Annotated in this window: 20 protein-coding genes; 5 read left to right on the top strand and 15 right to left on the bottom strand. The window is 65.1% G+C overall.

Annotated elements, in window-relative coordinates; genetic code table 11:
- The first annotated feature begins 90 nt into the window (after positions 1-90).
- Positions 91-279, top strand: coding sequence for a hypothetical protein (locus NCR35_RS02165; protein WP_250532843.1), 189 nt, complete (start codon positions 91-93; stop codon positions 277-279).
- Positions 280-373: 94 nt separating this feature from the next.
- Here NCR35_RS02165 and NCR35_RS02160 read toward each other — a convergent pair whose 3' ends face one another.
- Positions 374-700 carry a DUF1840 domain-containing protein gene (locus tag NCR35_RS02160; RefSeq protein ID WP_250532841.1) on the bottom strand — a complete coding sequence of 109 codons (327 nt, stop codon included), beginning with the start codon at positions 698-700 and terminating at the stop codon, positions 374-376.
- A gap of 244 nt (positions 701-944) precedes the next feature.
- Between NCR35_RS02160 and argS the strand changes: the two genes are divergently transcribed.
- From argS to NCR35_RS02140, 4 genes are all read left to right on the top strand, one after another.
- Complete coding sequence (gene argS / locus NCR35_RS02155; RefSeq protein ID WP_250532840.1) at positions 945-2,729, top strand: arginine--tRNA ligase; 1,785 nt, start codon at positions 945-947, stop codon at positions 2,727-2,729.
- A 153-nt stretch (positions 2,730-2,882) separates the two neighbouring features.
- Complete coding sequence (locus NCR35_RS02150) at positions 2,883-3,659, top strand: SPOR domain-containing protein (protein ID WP_250532839.1); 777 nt, start codon at positions 2,883-2,885, stop codon at positions 3,657-3,659.
- A gap of 129 nt (positions 3,660-3,788) precedes the next feature.
- Positions 3,789-4,436: a thiol:disulfide interchange protein DsbA/DsbL gene (locus NCR35_RS02145; protein WP_250532838.1), complete on the top strand. Its 648-nt coding sequence runs from the start codon at positions 3,789-3,791 to the stop codon at positions 4,434-4,436.
- Between the two features lie 15 nt (positions 4,437-4,451).
- The gene (locus NCR35_RS02140) at positions 4,452-5,312 is read left to right on the top strand and encodes an SDR family oxidoreductase (protein WP_250532837.1); all 861 of its coding nucleotides are present in this window, start codon (positions 4,452-4,454) and stop codon (positions 5,310-5,312) included.
- Here NCR35_RS02140 and NCR35_RS02135 read toward each other — a convergent pair.
- The 14 genes from NCR35_RS02135 to flhD all read right to left on the bottom strand — a co-directional run bounded on the left by NCR35_RS02135 (position 5,282) and on the right by flhD (position 19,196).
- Positions 5,282-6,568, bottom strand: coding sequence for a DUF3443 domain-containing protein (locus NCR35_RS02135; protein WP_250532836.1), 1,287 nt, complete (start codon positions 6,566-6,568; stop codon positions 5,282-5,284). The two genes, NCR35_RS02140 and NCR35_RS02135, sit on opposite strands and share 31 nt — an antisense overlap.
- A gap of 19 nt (positions 6,569-6,587) precedes the next feature.
- Positions 6,588-7,118: a DUF2844 domain-containing protein gene (locus NCR35_RS02130; protein ID WP_250532835.1), complete on the bottom strand. Its 531-nt coding sequence runs from the start codon at positions 7,116-7,118 to the stop codon at positions 6,588-6,590.
- A gap of 325 nt (positions 7,119-7,443) precedes the next feature.
- Positions 7,444-8,148 carry a protein phosphatase CheZ gene (gene cheZ, locus NCR35_RS02125; protein WP_244847709.1) on the bottom strand — a complete coding sequence of 235 codons (705 nt, stop codon included), beginning with the start codon at positions 8,146-8,148 and terminating at the stop codon, positions 7,444-7,446.
- Positions 8,149-8,150: 2 nt separating this feature from the next.
- On the bottom strand, positions 8,151-8,546 hold the full coding sequence (gene cheY / locus NCR35_RS02120) for a chemotaxis response regulator CheY (protein WP_159837744.1): 396 nt from the start codon (positions 8,544-8,546) through the stop codon (positions 8,151-8,153).
- A gap of 56 nt (positions 8,547-8,602) precedes the next feature.
- Complete coding sequence (locus NCR35_RS02115) at positions 8,603-9,724, bottom strand: protein-glutamate methylesterase/protein-glutamine glutaminase (protein ID WP_250532834.1); 1,122 nt, start codon at positions 9,722-9,724, stop codon at positions 8,603-8,605.
- A gap of 2 nt (positions 9,725-9,726) precedes the next feature.
- Positions 9,727-10,485, bottom strand: a complete 759-nt coding sequence (gene cheD, locus NCR35_RS02110; protein WP_250532833.1) for a chemoreceptor glutamine deamidase CheD — start codon at positions 10,483-10,485, stop codon at positions 9,727-9,729.
- Entirely contained in the window at positions 10,482-11,411 is a 930-nt protein-coding gene (locus NCR35_RS02105) for a CheR family methyltransferase (protein WP_244847706.1), read from the bottom strand. Before NCR35_RS02105 ends, cheD begins: the two co-directional genes overlap by 4 nt.
- 113 nt (positions 11,412-11,524) lie before the next feature.
- The gene (locus tag NCR35_RS02100) at positions 11,525-13,375 is read right to left on the bottom strand and encodes a methyl-accepting chemotaxis protein (RefSeq protein WP_250532832.1); all 1,851 of its coding nucleotides are present in this window, start codon (positions 13,373-13,375) and stop codon (positions 11,525-11,527) included.
- Between the two features lie 40 nt (positions 13,376-13,415).
- Complete coding sequence (cheW, locus tag NCR35_RS02095; RefSeq protein WP_175939048.1) at positions 13,416-13,934, bottom strand: chemotaxis protein CheW; 519 nt, start codon at positions 13,932-13,934, stop codon at positions 13,416-13,418.
- Between the two features lie 27 nt (positions 13,935-13,961).
- The gene (gene cheA, locus NCR35_RS02090; protein ID WP_250532831.1) at positions 13,962-16,235 is read right to left on the bottom strand and encodes a chemotaxis protein CheA; all 2,274 of its coding nucleotides are present in this window, start codon (positions 16,233-16,235) and stop codon (positions 13,962-13,964) included.
- A gap of 55 nt (positions 16,236-16,290) precedes the next feature.
- The gene (locus NCR35_RS02085; protein ID WP_175939044.1) at positions 16,291-16,668 is read right to left on the bottom strand and encodes a response regulator; all 378 of its coding nucleotides are present in this window, start codon (positions 16,666-16,668) and stop codon (positions 16,291-16,293) included.
- 100 nt (positions 16,669-16,768) lie between these two features.
- Entirely contained in the window at positions 16,769-17,758 is a 990-nt protein-coding gene (gene motB / locus NCR35_RS02080; protein ID WP_250532830.1) for a flagellar motor protein MotB, read from the bottom strand.
- 37 nt (positions 17,759-17,795) lie between these two features.
- Positions 17,796-18,656, bottom strand: coding sequence for a flagellar motor stator protein MotA (gene motA, locus NCR35_RS02075; protein ID WP_244847702.1), 861 nt, complete (start codon positions 18,654-18,656; stop codon positions 17,796-17,798).
- A 213-nt stretch (positions 18,657-18,869) separates the two neighbouring features.
- Entirely contained in the window at positions 18,870-19,196 is a 327-nt protein-coding gene (gene flhD, locus NCR35_RS02070; RefSeq protein WP_250532829.1) for a flagellar transcriptional regulator FlhD, read from the bottom strand.
- Between the last annotated feature and the right edge of the window lie 615 nt (positions 19,197-19,811).

Raw genomic sequence — 19,811 nt, 5'->3', positions numbered from 1 at the left:
GCGCGGGAACTTTTTTTATTCCGTAGACTTGTCGCTGCGATGAACCGCCACGACGGCGGCCACGCACTCTTTAGCCACGGAGAAAGTCGCATGAAGAAGATGACGTCCGCCGTAAGCATCGCGATCGCCGCGGCAGTGCTCGCAGCGTCGAGTTCGGCTGCGTTCGCGCAGGCCAGCAGCACGCAGGCATCGTCGTACTCGCCGCCGCAGGCCGAACACAAGAAGAAGCCGAAGACGCCTAAAAAGCCGAAGACTCCGGGCAACGGTCAGTCGCAGTAAGCGGCGCCGCCCGAGTAAGCCAGCAGGAAGACAACCCCGCATCGTCGCCGATGCGGGGTTTTTCGTTTGAGCCGCGCGGTGCTCATGCGCCCGCTCAGACGCCCCAGAGAATGTCCTTGTTCTCTTTTTGCGCGAGACGCAGCATGTCGAGGAACGGATACGCCCGTTGCGAGAGCCCGATCGGAATCTCGTGCGGATCGTGGCCTTGTTCGCCTTCGTGGAAATGTCCGTCGTGCTCGGCGCGCTCTTTCTTGTCGTTGACGATCGCCGCTTCGAGTTTTTGAATGGCGGCAGGCAGTTCGTCATGCGTGATGACGCCGCGCTCGTTCAGCTGCTTGCCGATGATCTCGAGCAGATACTCGGCGAGGTTGTCGAGCATCATGACATCCGGTGCAGCCATGGTCTTGAATGTGATCAGCATGGGAGAGTCCTTTTCCTTTTGTTGGATGACAGCCGGGGCGATGCGAGCCGCGCCAGCGAGCCGATCTTTGCAGAACAACCACCCTGAATAGACAGTTTAGCACCTGCTAAAATCCCGGTTTCAGCCGTGGCCCGCACGAAGGCAGGCCGTGGCGAACGGCTCATCGGCCGCGTCAATCGGCGGTTCGCGTCGCCCGCCCCTGTCGCGTGACACTGCGCATTCGCTCCACTGGATCACATTCAGCATGCTGCCCGCACACAAAGAAACCCTGGAAACGCTCCTCTCCGACGCGGTCAAAGAGGTCGCGCAAGCCACGCAAGGCGCAACGCAAGCCGCTTTCGTCGCGCCCGCGATCGTGCTCGAACGGCCGAAGGTCGCGGCGCATGGCGACGTGGCATCGAACGTCGCGATGCAACTTGCGAAGCCGCTGCGCGCGAACCCGCGTCAGCTCGCGCAGCAGATCGTCGATGCAGTGCTCGGCCATCCGGCCGCGAAGGGGCTCGTGGAGAGCGCGGAAGTCGCCGGTCCCGGCTTTATCAACTTGCGTCTCGCGGCGAAGGCAAAGCAAGACGTGATCCCGGCAGTGCTCGGCGAAGGCGCGGCGTACGGCCGTTCGTCGCGCGATGCGGGCAAGCGCGTGCTCGTCGAATTCGTGTCGGCGAATCCGACCGGTCCGCTGCACGTCGGCCACGGCCGGCAGGCTGCGCTCGGCGACGCGCTCTCGAACCTGCTCGCGACGCAAGGCTACGCGGTGCATCGCGAGTTCTACTACAACGACGCGGGCGTGCAGATCGGCAACCTCGCCATTTCGACGCAGGCGCGCGCCCGCGGCTTCAAGCCGGGCGACGCCGAGTGGCCGGAAGCCGCGTACAACGGCGAGTACATCGCCGACATCGCGCGTGACTACATGGCGGGCGCGACCGTCGCGGCCAAGGACGGCGAGCCGGTCAAAGGCAAGGGCGACGTGGACGACCTCGAAGCAATCCGTCACTTCGCGGTGGCGTATCTGCGCCACGAACAGGACATGGACCTGACCGCGTTCGGCGTGAAGTTCGACCAGTTCTATCTGGAGTCGTCGCTGTACAAGGAAGGGCGCGTCGAAGAAACGGTGAAGGCGCTCATCGACGCCGGCAAGACCTACGAGCAGGACGGCGCGCTGTGGCTGCGCACCACCGACGACGGCGACGACAAAGACCGCGTGATGAAGAAGTCCGACGGCACGTACACGTACTTCGTGCCGGATGTGGCGTATCACGTCACCAAGTGGCAGCGCGGCTTCACCAAGGTCATCAACGTGCAGGGCTCGGACCATCACGGCACCATCGCGCGCGTGCGGGCCGGGCTGCAAGGGCTTGGCGTCGGCATTCCGAAGGGCTATCCCGACTACGTGCTGCACAAGATGGTCACGGTCATGCGCGACGGCCAGGAAGTGAAAATCTCCAAGCGCGCCGGCAGCTACGTGACGGTGCGCGATCTGATCGAATGGTCGGGCGGCATGACGCCGGGCAGCGAAGCCGCGCCCGATCAGCTCGACGAAGCGATGATTCGCCGCGGCCGCGACGCCGTGCGCTTCTTCCTGATCTCGCGCAAGGCCGACACCGAATTCGTGTTCGACATCGATCTCGCGCTCAAGCAGAACGACGAGAACCCGGTCTATTACGTGCAGTACGCGCACGCGCGCATCTGCACCATTCTCAACGACTGGAAGGAACGCTACGGCGGCGACCTCGCGCAAGCGGCGAAGGCGGATCTCGAACCGCTGTCGAGCCCGCGCGCGATGGCGCTGCTCAACAAGCTCGCCGAGTTCCCCGACATGCTCGCGCACGCCGCCGACGAACTCGCGCCGCACGCGGTCGCGTTCTATCTGCGCGACCTCGCTGGTGAATTTCACTCGTTCTACAATGCGGAGCGCGTGCTCGTGGACGACGAGAAAGAGCGTACGGCGCGCATCGCGCTCTTGGCCGCCACGCGTCAGGTGCTCGAAAACGGTCTCGCCACCATCGGCGTGTCGGCTCCGCAGAAGATGTGATCGGCGGCCCTGCGTCGTGAGCCTTTCGTCGTGCGCGCGCCTGTAACTTTGTGAATCTTTCGGCGTGCGCGGACGGCAGCCTGGCGCGGGCGCGCGTTACGCGGCGGCTATAATCGTCGGCCAACTGAAGACTTTTTGCAGGTGATTCATACGATGGCAAAACCAAGCCGCACGTCGAAGCAATCGCAGTCGAAGCAAACGGGGGGAACCTTTCTCGGCATCGTGCTCGGTCTGATCGTCGGACTCGCGATCGCCGTGATCGTCGCGTTGTACATCACGCGCGCGCCCACGCCATTCGTCGCCAAGGTCGCGCCGCCAGCGGAGTCGTCTTCCGCGCCCGCCGCGCAGCCGTACGACCCGAATCGCCCGCTGCAAGGGAAGTCGCCGGGACAAGCGGTGCCGCAAGCCGCGCAGCCCACGCCGCCGAACACGGCGCCCGGCCAGAGCACGAATCAGACGCAGTCGTCGGGCGTGCTGGACGAGCCGCAGATCGTCGAAGTGCCGCCGAGCGGCGGCACGGCGTCCGCGCCGCGCACCGCGAGCCCGACCATCGCCAAGAAGCCTGAAGCCGCGCCGGGATCGACCGGTTCGCCCGGTTCGACCAGTTCGACCACCGCCGCGACGCCGCCGAAGACCGGCTCCGCGCCGCCCGCCACAGCCAAGACCACGCCGCCCGCACCCGGCGACGTGAACACCGGCTATTTCCTGCAAGTCGGCGCGTACAAGACGCAGGCCGATGCCGAGCAGCAGCGTGCGCGTCTGGGCTTTCAGGGCTTCGAATCAAAGGTCACGCAGCGCGATGCAGGCGGGGTGACGTACTATCGTGTGCGTATCGGTCCGTTCGCCAAGTTCGAGGACATGAACACGGCGCGTCAGCGTCTGTCCGACGCAGGCGTCGATACGGCCGTCATCCGCTTTTCGAAGCAATAACGCTCGCAGGACGGCGCCCGCGTCCGCGGTGCGCCTTAAGTCAGGCTTAAGCGTCGTATGTCCCACTTGAGAGCCGCGACGCATCCGCCGTGTCGGCCTTCACGTCGCACCTTGGTACTTTCTTCGATCATGAAAAAACTCTTTAGCGCCTTCGCCCTTTCCCTCGGCATCGCCGCCGCGTCGTTCAGCGTCGCCGGCGCGGCATCGGCCGCTCCCGCTGCTGGCAAGGATTACACGGTCATGCAGGCGCCGCAGCCCATCGGCGCGCCGGCGGGCAAAGTCGAGGTCATCGAGTTCTTCTGGTACGGCTGCCCGCACTGCAACGAGTTCGAGCCGTATATCGAGGCGTGGGAGAAGAAACAAGGGCCGGACGTCGTGTTCAAGCGCGTGCCGGTGGCGTTCCGCGACGACTTCATTCCGCATTCGAAGATGTATCACGCGCTGGTTGCGCTCGGCGTCGCGGAGAAGGTCACGCCCGCCGTGTTCAACGAAATCCACGTGAAGAAGAACTATCTGCTGACGCCGCAGGCGCAGGCTGACTTCCTCGCCACGCAAGGCATCGACAAGAAGAAGTACATGGACGCATACAACTCGTTCTCGACGCAGAGCGACGTTCAGCGCGACGCCAAGCTGCTTCAGGACTACAAGATCGACGGCGTGCCGACGGTCGTGGTGCAGGGCAAGTACGTGACCGGCCCCGCGCAGACCAACAGCCTGCCCGGCACGACGCAGGTGATGGACTTCCTCGTCCAGCAAGTGCGCGACAAGAAGATGTAATCGCCTGACGCCGGTATGAACGCAGTTCCGTTGAAGGTCTTCATCACCGGCGCGTCGAGTGGAATCGGCCTGGCACTGGCCGAGGAATACGTGAAGCGCGGGGCCGTGCTCGGCCTCGTCGCCCGACGCGCCGAGTCTCTTGCGGCATTCGCCGCGCGCCATCCCAAGGCGTCCATTTCCATTTATCCCGCCGATGTCCGCGATCCCGACGCGCTCGCCGATGCCGCGCGCCGGTTCATCGCTGAGCACGGCGCGGCCGACATCGTGATCGCGAACGCGGGCATCAGTCAGGGCGCGCTCACGGGCCACGGCGAACTGGACACCTTTCGCGCCGTGATGGACGTGAATTACTTCGGCATGGTCGCGACGTTCGAGCCGTTCATCGCGTCGATGACGGCCGCGCGGCGCGGCACGCTCGTCGGCATTGCGAGCGTCGCGGGCGTGCGCGGGCTGCCCGGCTCAGGCGCGTACAGCGCGTCGAAATCGGCGGCGGCGAAGTATCTGGAAGCGCTGCGCGTGGAAATGCGGCCGCAGGGCGTTTCGGTCGTGACCATTGCGCCGGGCTATGTGCGCTCGGAGATGACCGCGCACAATCCGTATCGCATGCCGTTCCTGATGGATGCGGACCGCTTCGCCGCGAAAACCGCCGATGCCATCGCCCGCAAAGTGCGCTACGCGACGTTTCCGTGGCAGATGCGCGTGGTCGGCATGCTGCTGCATGTGATGCCGCGCTGGCTCTACGATCCGCTCTTCGAGCGCGCCGCGCAAGCCTCGCCCCGCGCCCTCCGGGCAGTAGACGAAAAAAAATCCGGCCGAGGCCGGATTTTTTTGTCAGGCGTCGTGCATCAGAAGGCCACGAACGGCGCGCTGCCGTAGCCGACGTACACGTGGCGCCCGTAGAAGAACGGCATGCCGAAGTCGAACAGGCCGCTCATGCCCAACTGGCCGCCCAGGCTATTGAACGCGAACTTGCCGGTGCCCGATGTCAGCGTGCGCGCGCTCACGAGGCTGAACGGCACCGTCGCCGTGTTGCCGTCGGTGCCGGAGACGGTCGCGGTGAGCGACTGCTGCGACGTCGGGCAATAGAACACGCTCGTGCTCGAACACAGCGGGAAGTTGTCCTGGAAGAAGTTGCCGTTCGATCCCGTGTCGAAGAACGTCTGGTAATTCGTGCCCTTGTACGTGCCGCTGACGTCGCCGTACGCGTCCGTGCCGAGATGCGTCACGCCGGTGAGCGTGTTGTTGCTCTGCGTGCCGATGCCGAACACCAGCGTGCCGCTCGCGCTCGCCGCGCCGGTGACCGGAACCGGCGGCAACTGAACGATGACGCCGTTGTTGTCGACCGGGAACCGCTGCACGGGATTCGCCACTTGCTGCACGAGCGGAACTGCCGTGCCCGTGCAATTCGTGCCGTTGGTGCACGAGAAGTACATGCCGTTCAGCGGGGTCGTCGCGCAATTGCTGCCGCAATCCTGCGCCAGCGTGCCGATGCCGAGAATACCGTTCGCGCCGATCTCGCCGACGGTGTTCTCGTCGTTGCCCGACGGACATCCGTTCATGCCGGTCGGCGCCGCCGATGCGTCCAGGTCGCCGACGATCTGCACCGGCAGCGCGCTCGCCACTTCCGAGCCGATGCGCACGTCCGCCTGACGCACAGTGCCCCACGTGTAGCCGTCCGCGAAACCGGCGCACTCGGCGAGTTGTCCGCCGTTCAGCGCCTTCGCCACCGGCAGCGCGCCGATGACCGACTGAGCCGCCGAACTCAGAATGCGCAGCCCGAAGGACGCCGTGTCGATCTGGATGTTGTCGATGGTCTGGCAGGTGTTCGTGCCGGGCGCGCAGACCGTCACCGAGACATTCGGAATGTTGACGAAGTTCGCGACGCCGCCGTTCACCGTGATGGGAACCGCGTTCGTGCCGTTCGGGGTGATCGGCTGGGCGTTGGCCGTGCTGGACGAGCCGCCGCCGGAACTGCCGCCGCCGGACGAGCCGCCGCTGGAACTGGAGTTGTCGTCGCTGCCGCCGCCGCATGCGGCAAGCGTGAGCGCGAGAAACAGCGCGCCGAGCCAGCGCGCCGCGTTGCCGGCGCGCCGGGAAGATGCCGCGCCGAGGCCGAGAGTCGTTGTGAACATTATCGGATTCTCCCGTCGCTTACTGAATGTCGCTGGCGGAAACGCCGGCGGGCAAAGACTGCGGCAGGTACGCGCTGCCCGCGAAAGCGCCCATGTGACCGCCGGAATGCACGACGAGACCGGAATCCTGCACGCTCACCTGACCGCGTCCGCCGCGTGCGGCGCGCTGCGCGAGCATGGCTTGTTGGTACTGCGGGAAATAGCTGCCGAGCAAGGTCGCGAGGTCCGGCACGCGCGGCCCGCGCCACGCGACGCCGAACACCGTGCCGTCGGACGACACGTATTCGTTGATGACGGTGCCGCTCGCGAGCGTCGTCGAGCGGACGGTGTAGTTCGATGCCGCCGCTGCGCCCGATGCGCCGGACGCGCCCGATGCCGCTGTCGCGGCATGCACGACCGCATTCGCGGCGGTGGCGCCTTGCGGCGCGTTCAACGGCTGGCCGCCGAGCGCGGCGTGCGCCGGTGCGGCTGCGCAGACGCTCAACGCGCCTGCGAGAAAGGCCAACGATAGCCTGAGATGCCCATGACGGGGTTGCTTCTGGACCTTCACTGGGCCTCCTGTCGATTCCTGTGGAAGTTGTCTTGGCTGGCCCGCGCGCCGTTTTACGGAGCTGCGGACCCCTGCGGATACAAGCATCGTACGGATGCTATAGCCATCAGTATGCCAAATCCCGAAAAACCGCCGCACCAAGCCGAGACGGAGCCGTCTTCGGGACTGTTGATCGAACAGTAAGCCGCGCAGAAGTTCCGCGTCGATAGATGCTTTGCTAAAAGCAGCCGTCGCGGGCCGATTCCGGCGCACACGCAACAATGCGGAACGCCTCCGAAGAGGCGCTCCGCGTCTTTTTGCGCATGGCGTCAGGAAGCCGGAAAGCTCAGAAGCCCAGGCTCGCGAGCAGATCGTCCACTTGCGACTGATCCTGCACGACGTCGCTGCGCCCTTCCGGGTTGATCTGCGGTCCGTTGAGCAGACTTTCCGGATTGCCCGTCGATGACGACATCAACGCCGCCGCCGACGCCGCGAACTGCTCGCGCCGCTCCGGCGCGATGTTTTCCAGCAGCACGCCCAGCAATTGCTGTTCGATCAGATACACGACGTCCGTGATCTTCTTGATCACCTGGCCGGTCAAATCCTGAAAATCCTGCGCGAGCATGATTTCCAGCAGTTGCGCGTTGGTCGCCTGCGTCTTCTCCGGCACGCTTTGCAGGAAGCTGCGCGTCTGCGCGAGCAGTTCGCCGGCTTCGCCCTGCGCGAGCGGCTTGCCGTACCATTGCGCCCAACGGTCGTCCAGCGCCTGCGCTTCGCGCTGCATCGCTTCCTGCATCGGCTTGGCCAGTTCGATCGCGTTTAGCGCGCGGTCGGCCGCCTGCTCTGTCATCGTCGCGACGTACTTCAGGCGGTCGCGCGCGTCGGGCACGGCTTGCGCCGCGGCTTCGACCTGCTTGTCGAGGCCGAGCTCGCGCATCGAGTCGCGCAGCGTGCGCGTCAATTGGCCGATGCGCGCGAGAATGCGGTCGCTCGAAAAATCGTTATCGGCCTCGGCTGCGACAGCGGAAAGTTCAGTGGTCAGATCGTTCACGATCAGCTCCCGGCTTTAGCCATCTTCTCGAGAATCTTGGTGAGCTTCTCGTCGAGCGTGGCGGCCGTGAAGGGCTTCACCACGTAACCGTTCGCGCCTGCTTGCGCCGCCGCGATAATGTTCTCCTTCTTCGATTCCGCCGTCACCATCAGCACCGGCAGATGCGAGAGCGTCGCGTCGGCGCGAATCTGCTGCAGCATCGACAGGCCGTCGAGGTTCGGCATGTTCCAGTCGGAAATCACGAAGTCGAAGCCGCCGCCGCGCAGACGCGCGAGGCCCGCCGCGCCGTCTTCTGCTTCGTCGACGTTCGAATAGCCGAGCTCCTTCAGCAGATTGCGCACGATACGGCGCATCGTCGGAAAATCGTCGACGACGAGGATCTTCATGTTCTTGTCCATCATTGCTCCCGTGTGTTCTCAGTGCGGCGTGACACCGCGAATTCAATTCAGTTAAATCAGACGCGCTGCACGCGTTCGCCCATCGATGCCAGCCGCGCCATCACGCGCCGGCTCATTTCAGAAAGCGGCGCGATCTCGCTTGCGCCGCCCATTGCAATTGCTTCGCGCGGCATGCCGAACACCACGCAACTCGCTTCGTCCTGCGCGAGCGTGTAGGCGCCCGCCTGCTGCATGTCGAGCAGCCCCGCCGCGCCGTCGCGGCCCATGCCGGTCAGAATCACGCCGATCGCGTTCTTGCCCGCGTGCTGCGCCGCGGAACGGAACAGCACGTCCACCGACGGGCGATGCCGGTTCACCGGCGGCGCATCCGACAGATGCGCGACGTAGTTCGCCCCGCTGCGCGCGAGCACGAGGTGCGCGTGGCCCGGCGCGATATACGCATGACCCGGCAATACGCGCTCGCCGTGTTCCGCTTCCTTCACCGTGATGCGGCATAGCCCGTTCAGGCGCTGCGCGAACGACTTCGTGAAGCCCGGCGGCATGTGCTGCGCGATCAGCACCGCGGGCGCATCGGGCGGCAGCGGCACGAGCACTTCGCGGATCGCTTCGGTGCCGCCCGTCGACGCGCCGACGATCACGAGCTTTTCCGTCGACACGAGCGGGTTGTTGATGAGCGGCGCGGGCTTCGCCCCCGCGTGGCCCGGCGTGCTCGGCGCGCTGGCCGCATGCACGATCTGCCGCACGCGCGCACGGGAAGCTGCGCGAACCTTGTCGGCGAGCTTCTCGGCGTAATCCAGCATGCCGTCGCGGATGCCGACTTTCGGCTTCGTCACGAAGTCCACCGCGCCCAGTTCCAGCGCACGCAGCGTGATTTCGTTGCCGCGCTCGGTCAGGGACGACACCATTACGACCGGCATCGGCCGCAGGCGCATCAGCTTCTCCAGAAAGTCGAGTCCGTCCATGCGCGGCATCTCGACATCCAGCGTCAGCACGTCCGGGTTATGCAGCTTGATCAGCTCGCGCGCGACGAGCGGATCGGGCGCGGTCGCGCACACGTGCATGTCGGGCTGCGAGTTGATGATCTCGGTCATCAGGCTGCGCACGAGCGCCGAGTCGTCGACGCACAAAACTTTGATCTTCGCCGCGGCTTCCTTGCCGCCATTCGATGCATTCAACATGCTCACGCCTCCTCCGCGGCCTTCGCGATGCGCGACGTGCGCGCGACTCCGTCGATCGTCCGCGCGGCGGCCGCCGTTCCCGACGCGCCGAACAGCTCGACGCGCGGCTTCGTCGCGGGCGCTGCGGATTTCGCGCGCTCCGCGCCGAACAGTTCCACACGCGCGCGCGCCCTTGCCAGCCGTTCCGCGCGCTCTTCCGGCGTGCGCTGCACGAGCGCCTGCTCGCGCTCGACGACGACCGGGTCGTGCTGCGTCTTCAGCTTCTTGACCATCACCTGTCCCGTGCGCGGCATGAACGCGACCTTGCGCGGATGCATGCCCTGCAAGTCCTCGGCGACGATGCGAATCTTCTCCAGCGCCAGATAGCGCCGCACGAACTCCGAATTGCGATCGCCGATGTTGATCGTCGTCATGCCGGCGAGCACCGCGCCGCCGCCGAACACCTTCGCCTCGAACCGCTCGCGGCGTCCGCCACGCTTGATGAGCTCGTTGATGAGCACTTCCATCGCATACGCGCCGTAGCGCATCGAGTCGGACGACGCGTGCGACGGATCGGAGCCGTCATCTGGCAGCATGAAGTGATTCATGCCGCCGATGCCCGCCGTGCGATCGTTGATGCACGCCGCCACGCACGAGCCGAGCACCGTCACGAGCACCATGTCTTCGCTCGTCATGTAGAACTCGTTCGGCAGCAGCTTCACGCCGGGCTTCTTGAAATGGTTGTCGAAATACAGGTTCGACGCGATCGGCAGCCCGCTCATGCCGGCTCTCCCGCGAGCACGCGCTTCGGCGCGCCCGCCGCTTTCGTGTCGCGCGTCAGTTCGTAGACCGTCTGGCCGCGCAGCCGGAACGCCTGCGACACATACGTGAAGTTCTCCGAATGACCCGCGAACAAGAGGCCGCCCGGCTTCATCAGCGGCTCGAAGCGCGAGAGCACTTGGCCTTGGGTCGGCTTGTCGAAGTAGATCATCACGTTGCGGCAGAAGATCGCGTCGAACGGGCCTTTCACGTCGTAGCGCGCGTCCGTCAGATTCACGCGGCCGAAGCTCACCAGCGAGCGCAACTCCGGGCGCACCTTGACGAAGCCCGCGTGCGAGCCGGTGCCCTTCAGGAAGAACCGCTTCAGGCGTTCTACCGGTATGCCTTTCACCTGATCGAGCGAATACACGCCCGCGTCCGCCTTGGCGAGCACCTGGCTGTCGATGTCGCTCGCGAACACCGTGCAGTGACGCGCGGCCTGCTCGCCGAGCGCCTCGACGAGCGTCATCGCGATCGAATACGGCTCCTCGCCCGTCGATGCCGCCGAGCACCACACCGACACCGGCTGCTGGCGGCGCTTCACGAAGTCCGCGAGCAGCGGAAAGTGATGCGACTCGCGGAAGAATGCCGTCAGGTTGGTCGTCAGCGCGTTGACGAAGGCTTCCCACTCGGCGTTGTCGTCGTTGGCTTCGAGACGGTCGAGGTACTGCTTGAACGTGTCCATGCCGCAGGCGCGCAGGCGTCGGGCGAGCCGGCTGTAGGCCATGTCGCGCTTGTGGTCGGACAGCGAAATACCTGCGCGGCGATGAATCAGCTCGCGGATCCGGGCGAAGTCCGCCACGGTGAATTCGAAATCGCGCTCGACTTCCGGACCGCGTATGCCGCCGGCCAGTTCGACGCGTGCGTTGGTTGCATTACGCGTTGCCATTCTGGTGCCTCTTGCTCTGTTTGCGCCTGCTGCGTGCTTACTTTCGCTTGTGCGCCGGTCGTGCGCCGGGTTGTTTGGTCATCCGCGCGCCCGACCGGTGCTGGCCGATGCGCTTAGAACGTTTCCCAGTCGCCGTCGTCGGCGGTCGTGGCCTTCGCGCGCGGGGCGGGTGCCGCCGCCGGTGCGCTCACGCGGGGCGCGGCTTTCGCTGCGCTTGCCGCCTTCGCTGCATCGCGGGCCTTATCCTTGATAACGGCCGTTTCCGGCGCGACGTTAGGCTGCTCCGCAACTTTCGCTGCGCTCGCGGACGATGCACGCGACGTCGGCTCGACGCGCGTAGCCTTCGCCACGGCAGGCGCCAGGCGCGCAGCCGCGACCGCCGCGCTCGGCTTCACCGACGCCGGCACGGCGCCCGCGATGCGCCATTGCCCGACGACTTCCTTCAATTGCCGCGTCTGATCTTCGAGCGATGCCGCCGCCGACGCCGCCTGCTCAACGAGCGCCGCGTTCTGCTGCGTCACGCTGTCCATCTGCGTCACGGCGCGATTGACTTGTTCGATGCCGTCCGACTGCTCCTCGGACGCCGCGCTGATCTCACCCATGATGTCGGTCACGCGGCGCACCGCCTGCACGATCTCGCCCATGGTTTCGCCGGCGCGCGTCACGAGTTGCGAGCCGCTCTGCACTTTCTCGGTCGAATCGCCGATCAGCGCCTTGATTTCCTTCGCCGCCGCCGCGCTGCGCTGCGCGAGCGAGCGCACTTCGCCCGCCACGACCGCGAAGCCGCGACCTTCTTCGCCCGCCCGCGCCGCTTCCACGGCCGCGTTCAACGCGAGAATGTTGGTCTGGAACGCGATGCCTTCAATCACGCCGATGATGTCCACCACCTTGCCCGAACTAGACGCGATCGCGTTCATCGTATCGACGACCTGCTCGACCACTTCGCCGCCGCGCGACGCGATGTCCGATGCGTTCACCGCGAGCTGGCTCGCCTGACGCGCGTTGTCCGCGTTCTGCTTCACCGTGCTCGTGAGCTGTTCCATGCTGGAGGCCGTCTCTTGCAGCGACGCCGCCTGCTCTTCCGTGCGCTGCGACAGATCCGTGTTGCCGCTCGCGATTTCATGCGCGCCGACATCGATGGATTCCGCGCCGCGATGCACCGCGCCGACCATCGCGGTCAGGTTCGCGCGCATGCGCTCGATGCCCGCGAAAAGACGGCCGATTTCGTTCGTGCTGTCCGTGTGCGCCGACTTCGTGAGATCGCCGCGCGAAATGCGCTCGAAGTGTTCCACCGCGTCGTCGATCGGCTGAACGATCAGGCTGCGCAGCGCGAAACGCGTCGCGAAAAGCAGCAGACCGGAGAGCGCGAGCAATCCGCCGATGACCATGCTGAGCGTCGCGTTCTGCGACGCCGCGCTCGCCCGCGACTCTTCCGCGTGCTTCTGCTGGAACGAAACCGCCGCCGTGACCGCCTGATCGAACGCGACGAACATCGGGCTGATCTTCGTGTCGGCAATGGCGTGGTACGCGGCCATGTCGTTCGCGCGCATCGCGGCGAACTCCGGCTCGACGCCGGTTTTCATCAGCGTGTCGTGCTGCGCGACGAGCGTATCGAGCGTCGCTTGCGGCAGCATCGGCTTCTTGGTGTCGAGATAGAGCTTCCAGTTCTCGTAGCTCTTGTCGAGCAGGAACTGGCCGCGCTCCATTGCCTTCTTCGCTTCGTCGGCGTTGCCCGCTTCGGTGAGCGAGCGCACGCGGTCGAGCGTGATGCGCGAGCGCAGCAGATACGACGACGTGTCCGCGAGCGCGCGCATCGCCACCATGTCTTCCTTGGCGATGGAGTCGAGCGAGGCGCTCGCGGAATTGAGGCCGACGAGCGAAAGCGCGCCGATGACGGCCGCGCAACCGACGAACAACAGACCGACGAGCGTGAGCGTCGTGCGAATGGACAACTTCTTCAACATGGCTTCCTTTCCTTCGCCCGCGACGCGTGCGGGCACCTCGTTAAGCGGCGACCGAGTCGATCAACTCCATCTCGCGGCTGGTCATGAGCTTTTCGATATCCATCAGGATCAGCATGCGGCCCTCGACCGTGCCGAGGCCGGTGAGATATTCGGAGGTCAGCGTCGCGCCGAATTCGGGCGCGGGCATGACCTGATCTTGCGTCAGCGTGAGCACGTCCGATACGCCGTCCACCACCATGCCCACCACGCGATGCGCGACGTTCAGGATGATGACGACCGTCTGGTTGTCATACTCGACACGGCCGAGATTGAACTTGATGCGCATGTCCACGATCGGCACGATGATGCCGCGCAGATTGATCACGCCCTTGATGAACGCGGGCGCGTTCGCAATGCGCGTGACGCTGTCGTAGCCGCGAATCTCCTGCACTTTCAGGATGTCGATGCCGTACTCTTCCGCGCCGAGCGTGAAGACGAGGAACTCTTGTCCGGCGGCTTCGGCGTGCTGCGCATCGCGGCGCGACAGTGTTGCGTTTTGAATCGATTGGATGTCTGCCATGAGAAACCCCAGGTTCGGTCGATGTGTTTAATGGGTGTGCGAGTGTTGCGCGCGTGATTCGCGGTTGAGCGCGGCCACGTCGACGATCAGCGCGACGCTGCCGTCGCCGAGAATCGTCGCCGCCGAGATGCCGTGCACCTTGCGGTAATTCGTTTCGAGGTTCTTCACGACCACTTGCTGCTGGCCGACGAGTTCGTCGATCAGCATGGCCATGCGCCGTCCTTCCGTTTGCAGGATCGTGACGATGCCCTGCGTCGGCTCCGTGCGCGCGCCTTCGACCGAAAACACCTGATGCAGCGCGATCAGCGGCAGATACTCGCCGCGCACGCGCACCACGCGCTCGCCGTTGGCGACCGTGTAGATGTCATCGGCGACCGGTTGCAGCGACTCCATCACGAAGTTGAGCGGCAGAATGAAGATTTCGTTGCCGACCTTCACCGACATGCCGTCGAGAATCGCGAGCGTGAGCGGCAGCACGATCTTCGTGGTCGTGCCCGCGCCCTGGCGCGACATGATTTCGACGTGGCCGCCCATCGACTGGATGTTGCGCTTCACCACGTCCATGCCGACGCCGCGGCCGGAAATGTCCGTGACCTGTTCGGCAGTCGAGAAGCCCGGCATGAAGATGAGTTGCCAGACTTCCTCGTCGGTCATCGAGTCGGAAACCTGCATGCCCTGCTTCTGCGCCTTCGCGAGAATCTTGTCGCGGCGCAGGCCCGCGCCGTCGTCGCTCACTTCGATCACGATGTTGCCGCCGTGATGCGCCGCCGACAGCACGAGCTGGCCGGTCGCGGGCTTGCCCGCCGCGCGGCGCGCTTCCACGGTCTCGATGCCGTGATCGAGCGAATTGCGCACGAGGTGCGTGAGCGGATCGATGATGCGCTCGATCAGGCTCTTGTCCAGTTCGGTCGCCTGACCGAACGTGACGAGTTCCACGTCCTTGCCGAGCTTGCCCGCAATGTCGCGGACGAGTCGCGGGAAGCGGCTGAATACGTAGTCCATCGGCATCATGCGGATGGACATGACGGCCTCTTGCAGGTCGCGCGCGTTGCGCTCGAGCTGCGCCATGCCGTTGAAAAGACGGTCGTGCAATGCAGGGTCGAACGTGCTCGTGGTTTCGGCGAGCATCGCCTGCGTGATCACCAGTTCGCCGACCAGGTTGATGAGCTGATCGACCTTCTCCACGCCGACGCGAATGGAGCTGCCTTCCGCCGATGCGGCTGCGGCCGGGCGCGCTTTCTTCTCGGCGTCGCCGGTGGCGGCCTTCGGTTGTGCTTCGCGTGACGGGATGGCGGCAGCAGCTTGCGTTTCCGCATTCGCCGCCGCCTTCGCCGCTTCTTCTTTGTGCTGCGCCGCGGATGCGGGCGCTTCCTGCGCCTGCGATACGGGCGGCTCTGCCTGTAGCGTGTGTTGCTTGACCTGCGCCGACTCGGACGCTGCCGAGGGCGCAACGTGATGCGCGTCGCCGCGGCCGATCGTGATTTGCGATTCGTCGATCACGAAGCAGCACACGGCCACGATGTCGTCGGATGAGACGTCCGAATCGAGCCAAAGCACGAGTTCGGCGTCGGTCTTTTTCTCTCCGACGATACTGCCCAGGTTCCCCAGCTCCTCGGTCAAGGTCGCCAGGTCCTTCTCGCCCACCCCCCGTAGCGTAATTTTCAGGTGGGGTCCTGCTTCCGCCGCCGGCGTGCCGGCCGCGGTTCCCGCATTGGTTGCATGGCTCGTTGCGCCGTCGGCGAGTTCGAAGGCGCCGTCCCAGTTGCCGTCGTCCTCGATGGCTTCGGCGGCCTGCGCGATCACGTGCGCGGGCGGCGCGTTCGGGCCTTCGTAGGCCGGCGCCAAGTCCACTTCGCCGATGACTGCCGGCGTCACCGGCTCTTCGGCGACGGGCGCGCTCTGCGGCGCGGCGTCTTCGTTCTTCAGGCGTTCGAGCTTCGCGCAGATCGCGGCGGCGGCGGCCGCATCCGGCTCGGCGCTCGCGCGGTACGCGGCGAGCTGGTCCGAGAGCACGTCCTTCGTCGCGAGGAACGTGTCGATCATGTCGCGGCGAAGCACGAGCTCGTTGTTGCGCGCGCGGTCCAGCAGCGATTCGAGAATGTGCGTCGTTTCGGTGAGCGCGGTGAAGCCGAACGTGGCTGCGCCGCCCTTGATCGAATGCGCCGCGCGAAAGATCGCCGCGAGATCCTCGGGATCGGGATTCGCGATATCCAGGACGAGCAGCAGTTGCTCCATCTGCGCGAGCAGTTCATCGGCTTCGTCGAAGAAGGTTTGATAGAACTGGGTAATGTCGAGTGTCATGCTTGATTCACCGTCGGCGCGTGCGCGCGAGTTGTCTTGGCTTTGGCTGTTCGCTTCAGTGCTGCGTGTCTTCGGAGAGCGCGGCGACCACTTCGGTCAACAGGTCCGGATCGAGCGGTTTTTCGATCCAGCCCGTCGCTCCCGCCGCGCGCGCCGCTTCCTTGAACGGCTCGCCGTCTTCCGTGGTCAGCACGAGAATCGGCGTGGCGCGGTAGGCGTGGTTGGCGCGCAGCTCCGCAATCAGGTCGAGGCCGCTCTTTTGCGGCATGTGCTGATCCGTGAGCACGAGATCGAACCGCTCGGCGAGCGCCCATTCGAGCCCTTCGTTGCCGTCGGACGCCACCGTCACCTCGTAGCCCGCCGTCGTCAGCGTGGCAGAGAGGATCTGCCGCATGGCTGCGGAATCGTCGATTGCCAGAATGTTCTTGATCATGTGTCGCCTTTGGGTCTGCGCCTCGCTGCCTCTGTTCCGGATGACGGCGCAAACGTGTGGAGTCTTGAGCGTTTTTTATGCAGATTTGCGCGCTGCGCGCTTATTTCCGCGCCGCGCCCGGCATAATCCGGCCGAGAAGCGGGGTCGCGCCGGGCGCGAAGGCGTCCGAAGCGTTATCCAGCGTCGCGGCCGAGCCGCCGTCGTCGCGCAGAATCGACGCTTCCGCGCGGTGGTTCAGCACGATGATGCTGATGCGCCGGTTCTCGGGATCGAGCGGGTCTTGCTTGTTCAGGTTTTGCGTGGACGCGAGGCCGAGCACGCGCAGCACTTTCGCTTCGTCCATGCCGCCCGCGACCAGTTCGCGCCGCGACGCGTTCGCGCGGTCCGCCGAGAGCTCCCAATTGCTGTAGCCCTTTTCGCCGCCCGCGTACTTCACGGCGTCGGTGTGGCCCTGCACGACGATGCGGTTCGGCACGTCGTTCAGCGTCCGGCCGATTTCGCGCAGGATGTCGCGCATGTACGGCTGCACGCTGTTGCTGGAAAGCGCGAACATCGGGCGTTTCTGGGTATCGACGATCTCGATGCGCAGGCCCTGCTGCGTCGACTGGATGCGGATCTGCTGCTTGAACTGGTGCAGCGTCGGATTCGCTTCGAGCGCGGCCATCAGCTTGACCTGGAGGTCGTGAAGGCGGGCCTGCTCGCGCCGTTCGAGTTCGCCTTGCGCGGCTTTCAGCAGTTCCTCGTCGGCTTTCGCGGCCGCGCTTTGCGCGAACTGCGTCTTGCCGTCCGAGTTGCGGGCATCGCCCGGATCGTTGCTGGAGATGTCGCGGCCGCCGCCGGTAATGATGCTGTTGTCCATGCCGACGGTCTTGCCGCCGACCATCGCCGCCTTCAGCGGCATGTTGAAGTATTCCGCGATGCCGCGCCGCTGCACGGGCGAGGTCGACGAAAGCAGCCACATCAGCAGGAAGAACGCCATCATCGCGGTCATGAAGTCCGCGTACGCCAGCTTCCATGCGCCGCCGTGGTGGCCCTTGCGGCCCGCGACGATGCGCTTGATGAAGATGGGACGGTCTTTTTCGCTGCTCATCGCAGGGCTCCGGTCGGGGTCGCGAAAACGAGGCGCGTCACTTCGCCTTCACCCGGCGCACGTGCTCTTCGAGTTCCGAGAACGACGGGCGCTCGGTGGAGAACAGCACCTTGCGGCCGAACTCGACGGCAATCGCCGGCGCGTAGCCGTTCAGGCTCGCGAGAATGGTCACCTTGATGCACTGGAACATCTTCGTCTGCTCGGCGACGCGCTGCTCCGCGACGCTCGAAAGCGGCCCGATGAAGCCGTACGAAATGAGAATGCCGAGGAACGTGCCGACGAGCGCCTGCGCGATCATCTCGCCTAGAATGGCGGGCGGCTGATCGGCGGAGGCCATCGTATGCACGACGCCCATCACCGCCGCGACGATGCCGAACGCGGGCATCGCGTCGCCGACTTTTTGCAGCGCCAGTGCCGGCGCTTCGCCTTCGACGTGATGCGTCTCGATCTCTTCGTCCATCAGGCTTTCGATTTCGAACGCATTCATGTTGCCGCCGACCATGAGCCGCAGATAGTCGGTCATGAACTCGACGATGTGATGATCCGCGAGCAGCTTCGGGTACTGGCTGAAGATCGGGCTCTTGTGCGGATCTTCTATGTCGGCTTCCAGCGTGAGCGTGCCTTCCTTGCGCGCTTTGGCGAGCAGCACGTAGAGCAGGCCCATCAGCTCCATGTACACGTCCTTGTTGTACTTGGAGCCTTTGAAAAGCGTGGGAATGACGAGCAGCGTCGACTTGATGGTCTTGACGCCGTTGCCGAGAATGAAGGCGCCGATGCCCGCGCCGGCGATCATCAATATTTCGACCGGCTGCACGAGCGCGCCAAGATGGCCGCCTTCGAGCGCGTAACCGCCGAAAACGGACAGCAATGTCACGAGCGTTCCAACGAAAATCAGCACGGTCGGGTCCTCAGGGTTGGGAATGCGGATTGGCCGGCGCACATGCGCGGTTAAGACTGTTTACGGCACCCGGCTGGAAAACTTTGGGCGGCCGGCCGGTGGGCGGCGGCGGGCGGCATAGCGTGCAGAGGAATCGCGGGCGTGGGGTTGACGCAGGCGGCGGAGCAATGGCGCGATCGACTCCCTTCGAAGTCGCGCGACGGATTGGATCAGTTAGACGCACTCGCTCGTCGATGCGACCTCGCGGCTTGCGACTCCCGCGTCCGCCCGCAAGAGCGCCGGGCGCTTGTCCTTGTCGGCAAGCGAAGCGAGGATCGCGTGGTCGTCGAAACGGAAGCGGCACAGCACATGGCTCGACGCCGCAATCTTCACCGCCTGCGCGGGCGTCAGCGACGACACGATCTCGGCCACCTCTTCGGACAGCCCGAGGCGATGCATCGCCAGGACGCGGTTTTCCCGAAGCAGCCGCTGCGCGAGCAGCACATACGACAAGTTCACCTCGCGGATCTCCGCGAGCGTGCTCATGGTGGTGGCCGTCATCTTTCCCCCGAGTCATTGCATGGCTGGTCAGGCCCAGCGGGAAACGTTTGCTCGCACGCGCCAATTAGCGACGCATCCGGCCCCGCTCGTGTTGTCGGCCCGATTTTCCGGCAGCGCGCCTATCGCGACCATCGGAAAAACCTGCCGACGCGCCGACAGACTTTCGCCCGAAATCGTGTAGGAAAAGTTCGTACATGCGCGGTCGAATTCGCTGCGCGTCGGCAAAAGCCTTTATCGGCAGCGGCCGGACGGACTTGAGGCTGCCCGGGCACGCGGCCTGCTGTCGGGTGCCTCGCCGCTCGCATTGCCAGTCGAAATCGTCTCCTTCGACCGCTTGAGTGCAATTTTTGACTTCGTAACAGCCGGTGTTTCGCGCTGTAACAAGGTTAAGCGATTGAAAAATGACGTGAAATGCCGCTCTCGATCCCGATAATGAACGTAAGGGATAACCCGGTCGAGAGCCGGGCCGATCTTTGGGCGGCGTGAGCGACACACCGCGGCCCGCCCGAATGGCATCGCGCAACGCTCGACCGGAGCGCCATCGCGGTGTCCACACAACAGCTTTCATGGCCCCACCGGCGCCGACCGCGCCAAGAGCGGCCACTCAGGAGAGTC

This window comes from Caballeronia sp. AZ10_KS36, assembly GCF_023631105.1.
Lineage (GTDB): Bacteria > Pseudomonadota > Gammaproteobacteria > Burkholderiales > Burkholderiaceae > Caballeronia.
This window is presented reverse-complemented; position numbering and strand designations above follow the sequence as displayed.

Coding starts and splice junctions, on each gene's coding strand:
- motB (WP_250532830.1), bottom strand. CDS start 17,758: ATGAGCAGCGAAAAAGACCGTCCCATCTTCATCAAGCGCATCGTCGCG.
- NCR35_RS02165 (WP_250532843.1), top strand. CDS start 91: ATGAAGAAGATGACGTCCGCCGTAAGCATCGCGATCGCCGCGGCAGTG.
- NCR35_RS02135 (WP_250532836.1), bottom strand. CDS start 6,568: ATGTTCACAACGACTCTCGGCCTCGGCGCGGCATCTTCCCGGCGCGCC.
- NCR35_RS02145 (WP_250532838.1), top strand. CDS start 3,789: ATGAAAAAACTCTTTAGCGCCTTCGCCCTTTCCCTCGGCATCGCCGCC.
- NCR35_RS02160 (WP_250532841.1), bottom strand. CDS start 700: ATGCTGATCACATTCAAGACCATGGCTGCACCGGATGTCATGATGCTC.
- NCR35_RS02085 (WP_175939044.1), bottom strand. CDS start 16,668: ATGATCAAGAACATTCTGGCAATCGACGATTCCGCAGCCATGCGGCAG.
- cheY (WP_159837744.1), bottom strand. CDS start 8,546: ATGGACAAGAACATGAAGATCCTCGTCGTCGACGATTTTCCGACGATG.
- cheD (WP_250532833.1), bottom strand. CDS start 10,485: ATGAGCGGGCTGCCGATCGCGTCGAACCTGTATTTCGACAACCATTTC.
- NCR35_RS02100 (WP_250532832.1), bottom strand. CDS start 13,375: ATGTTGAAGAAGTTGTCCATTCGCACGACGCTCACGCTCGTCGGTCTG.
- NCR35_RS02115 (WP_250532834.1), bottom strand. CDS start 9,724: ATGTTGAATGCATCGAATGGCGGCAAGGAAGCCGCGGCGAAGATCAAA.
- NCR35_RS02150 (WP_250532839.1), top strand. CDS start 2,883: ATGGCAAAACCAAGCCGCACGTCGAAGCAATCGCAGTCGAAGCAAACG.
- NCR35_RS02140 (WP_250532837.1), top strand. CDS start 4,452: ATGAACGCAGTTCCGTTGAAGGTCTTCATCACCGGCGCGTCGAGTGGA.
- argS (WP_250532840.1), top strand. CDS start 945: ATGCTGCCCGCACACAAAGAAACCCTGGAAACGCTCCTCTCCGACGCG.
- flhD (WP_250532829.1), bottom strand. CDS start 19,196: ATGACGGCCACCACCATGAGCACGCTCGCGGAGATCCGCGAGGTGAAC.
- cheA (WP_250532831.1), bottom strand. CDS start 16,235: ATGACACTCGACATTACCCAGTTCTATCAAACCTTCTTCGACGAAGCC.
- cheW (WP_175939048.1), bottom strand. CDS start 13,934: ATGGCAGACATCCAATCGATTCAAAACGCAACACTGTCGCGCCGCGAT.
- NCR35_RS02105 (WP_244847706.1), bottom strand. CDS start 11,411: ATGGCAACGCGTAATGCAACCAACGCACGCGTCGAACTGGCCGGCGGC.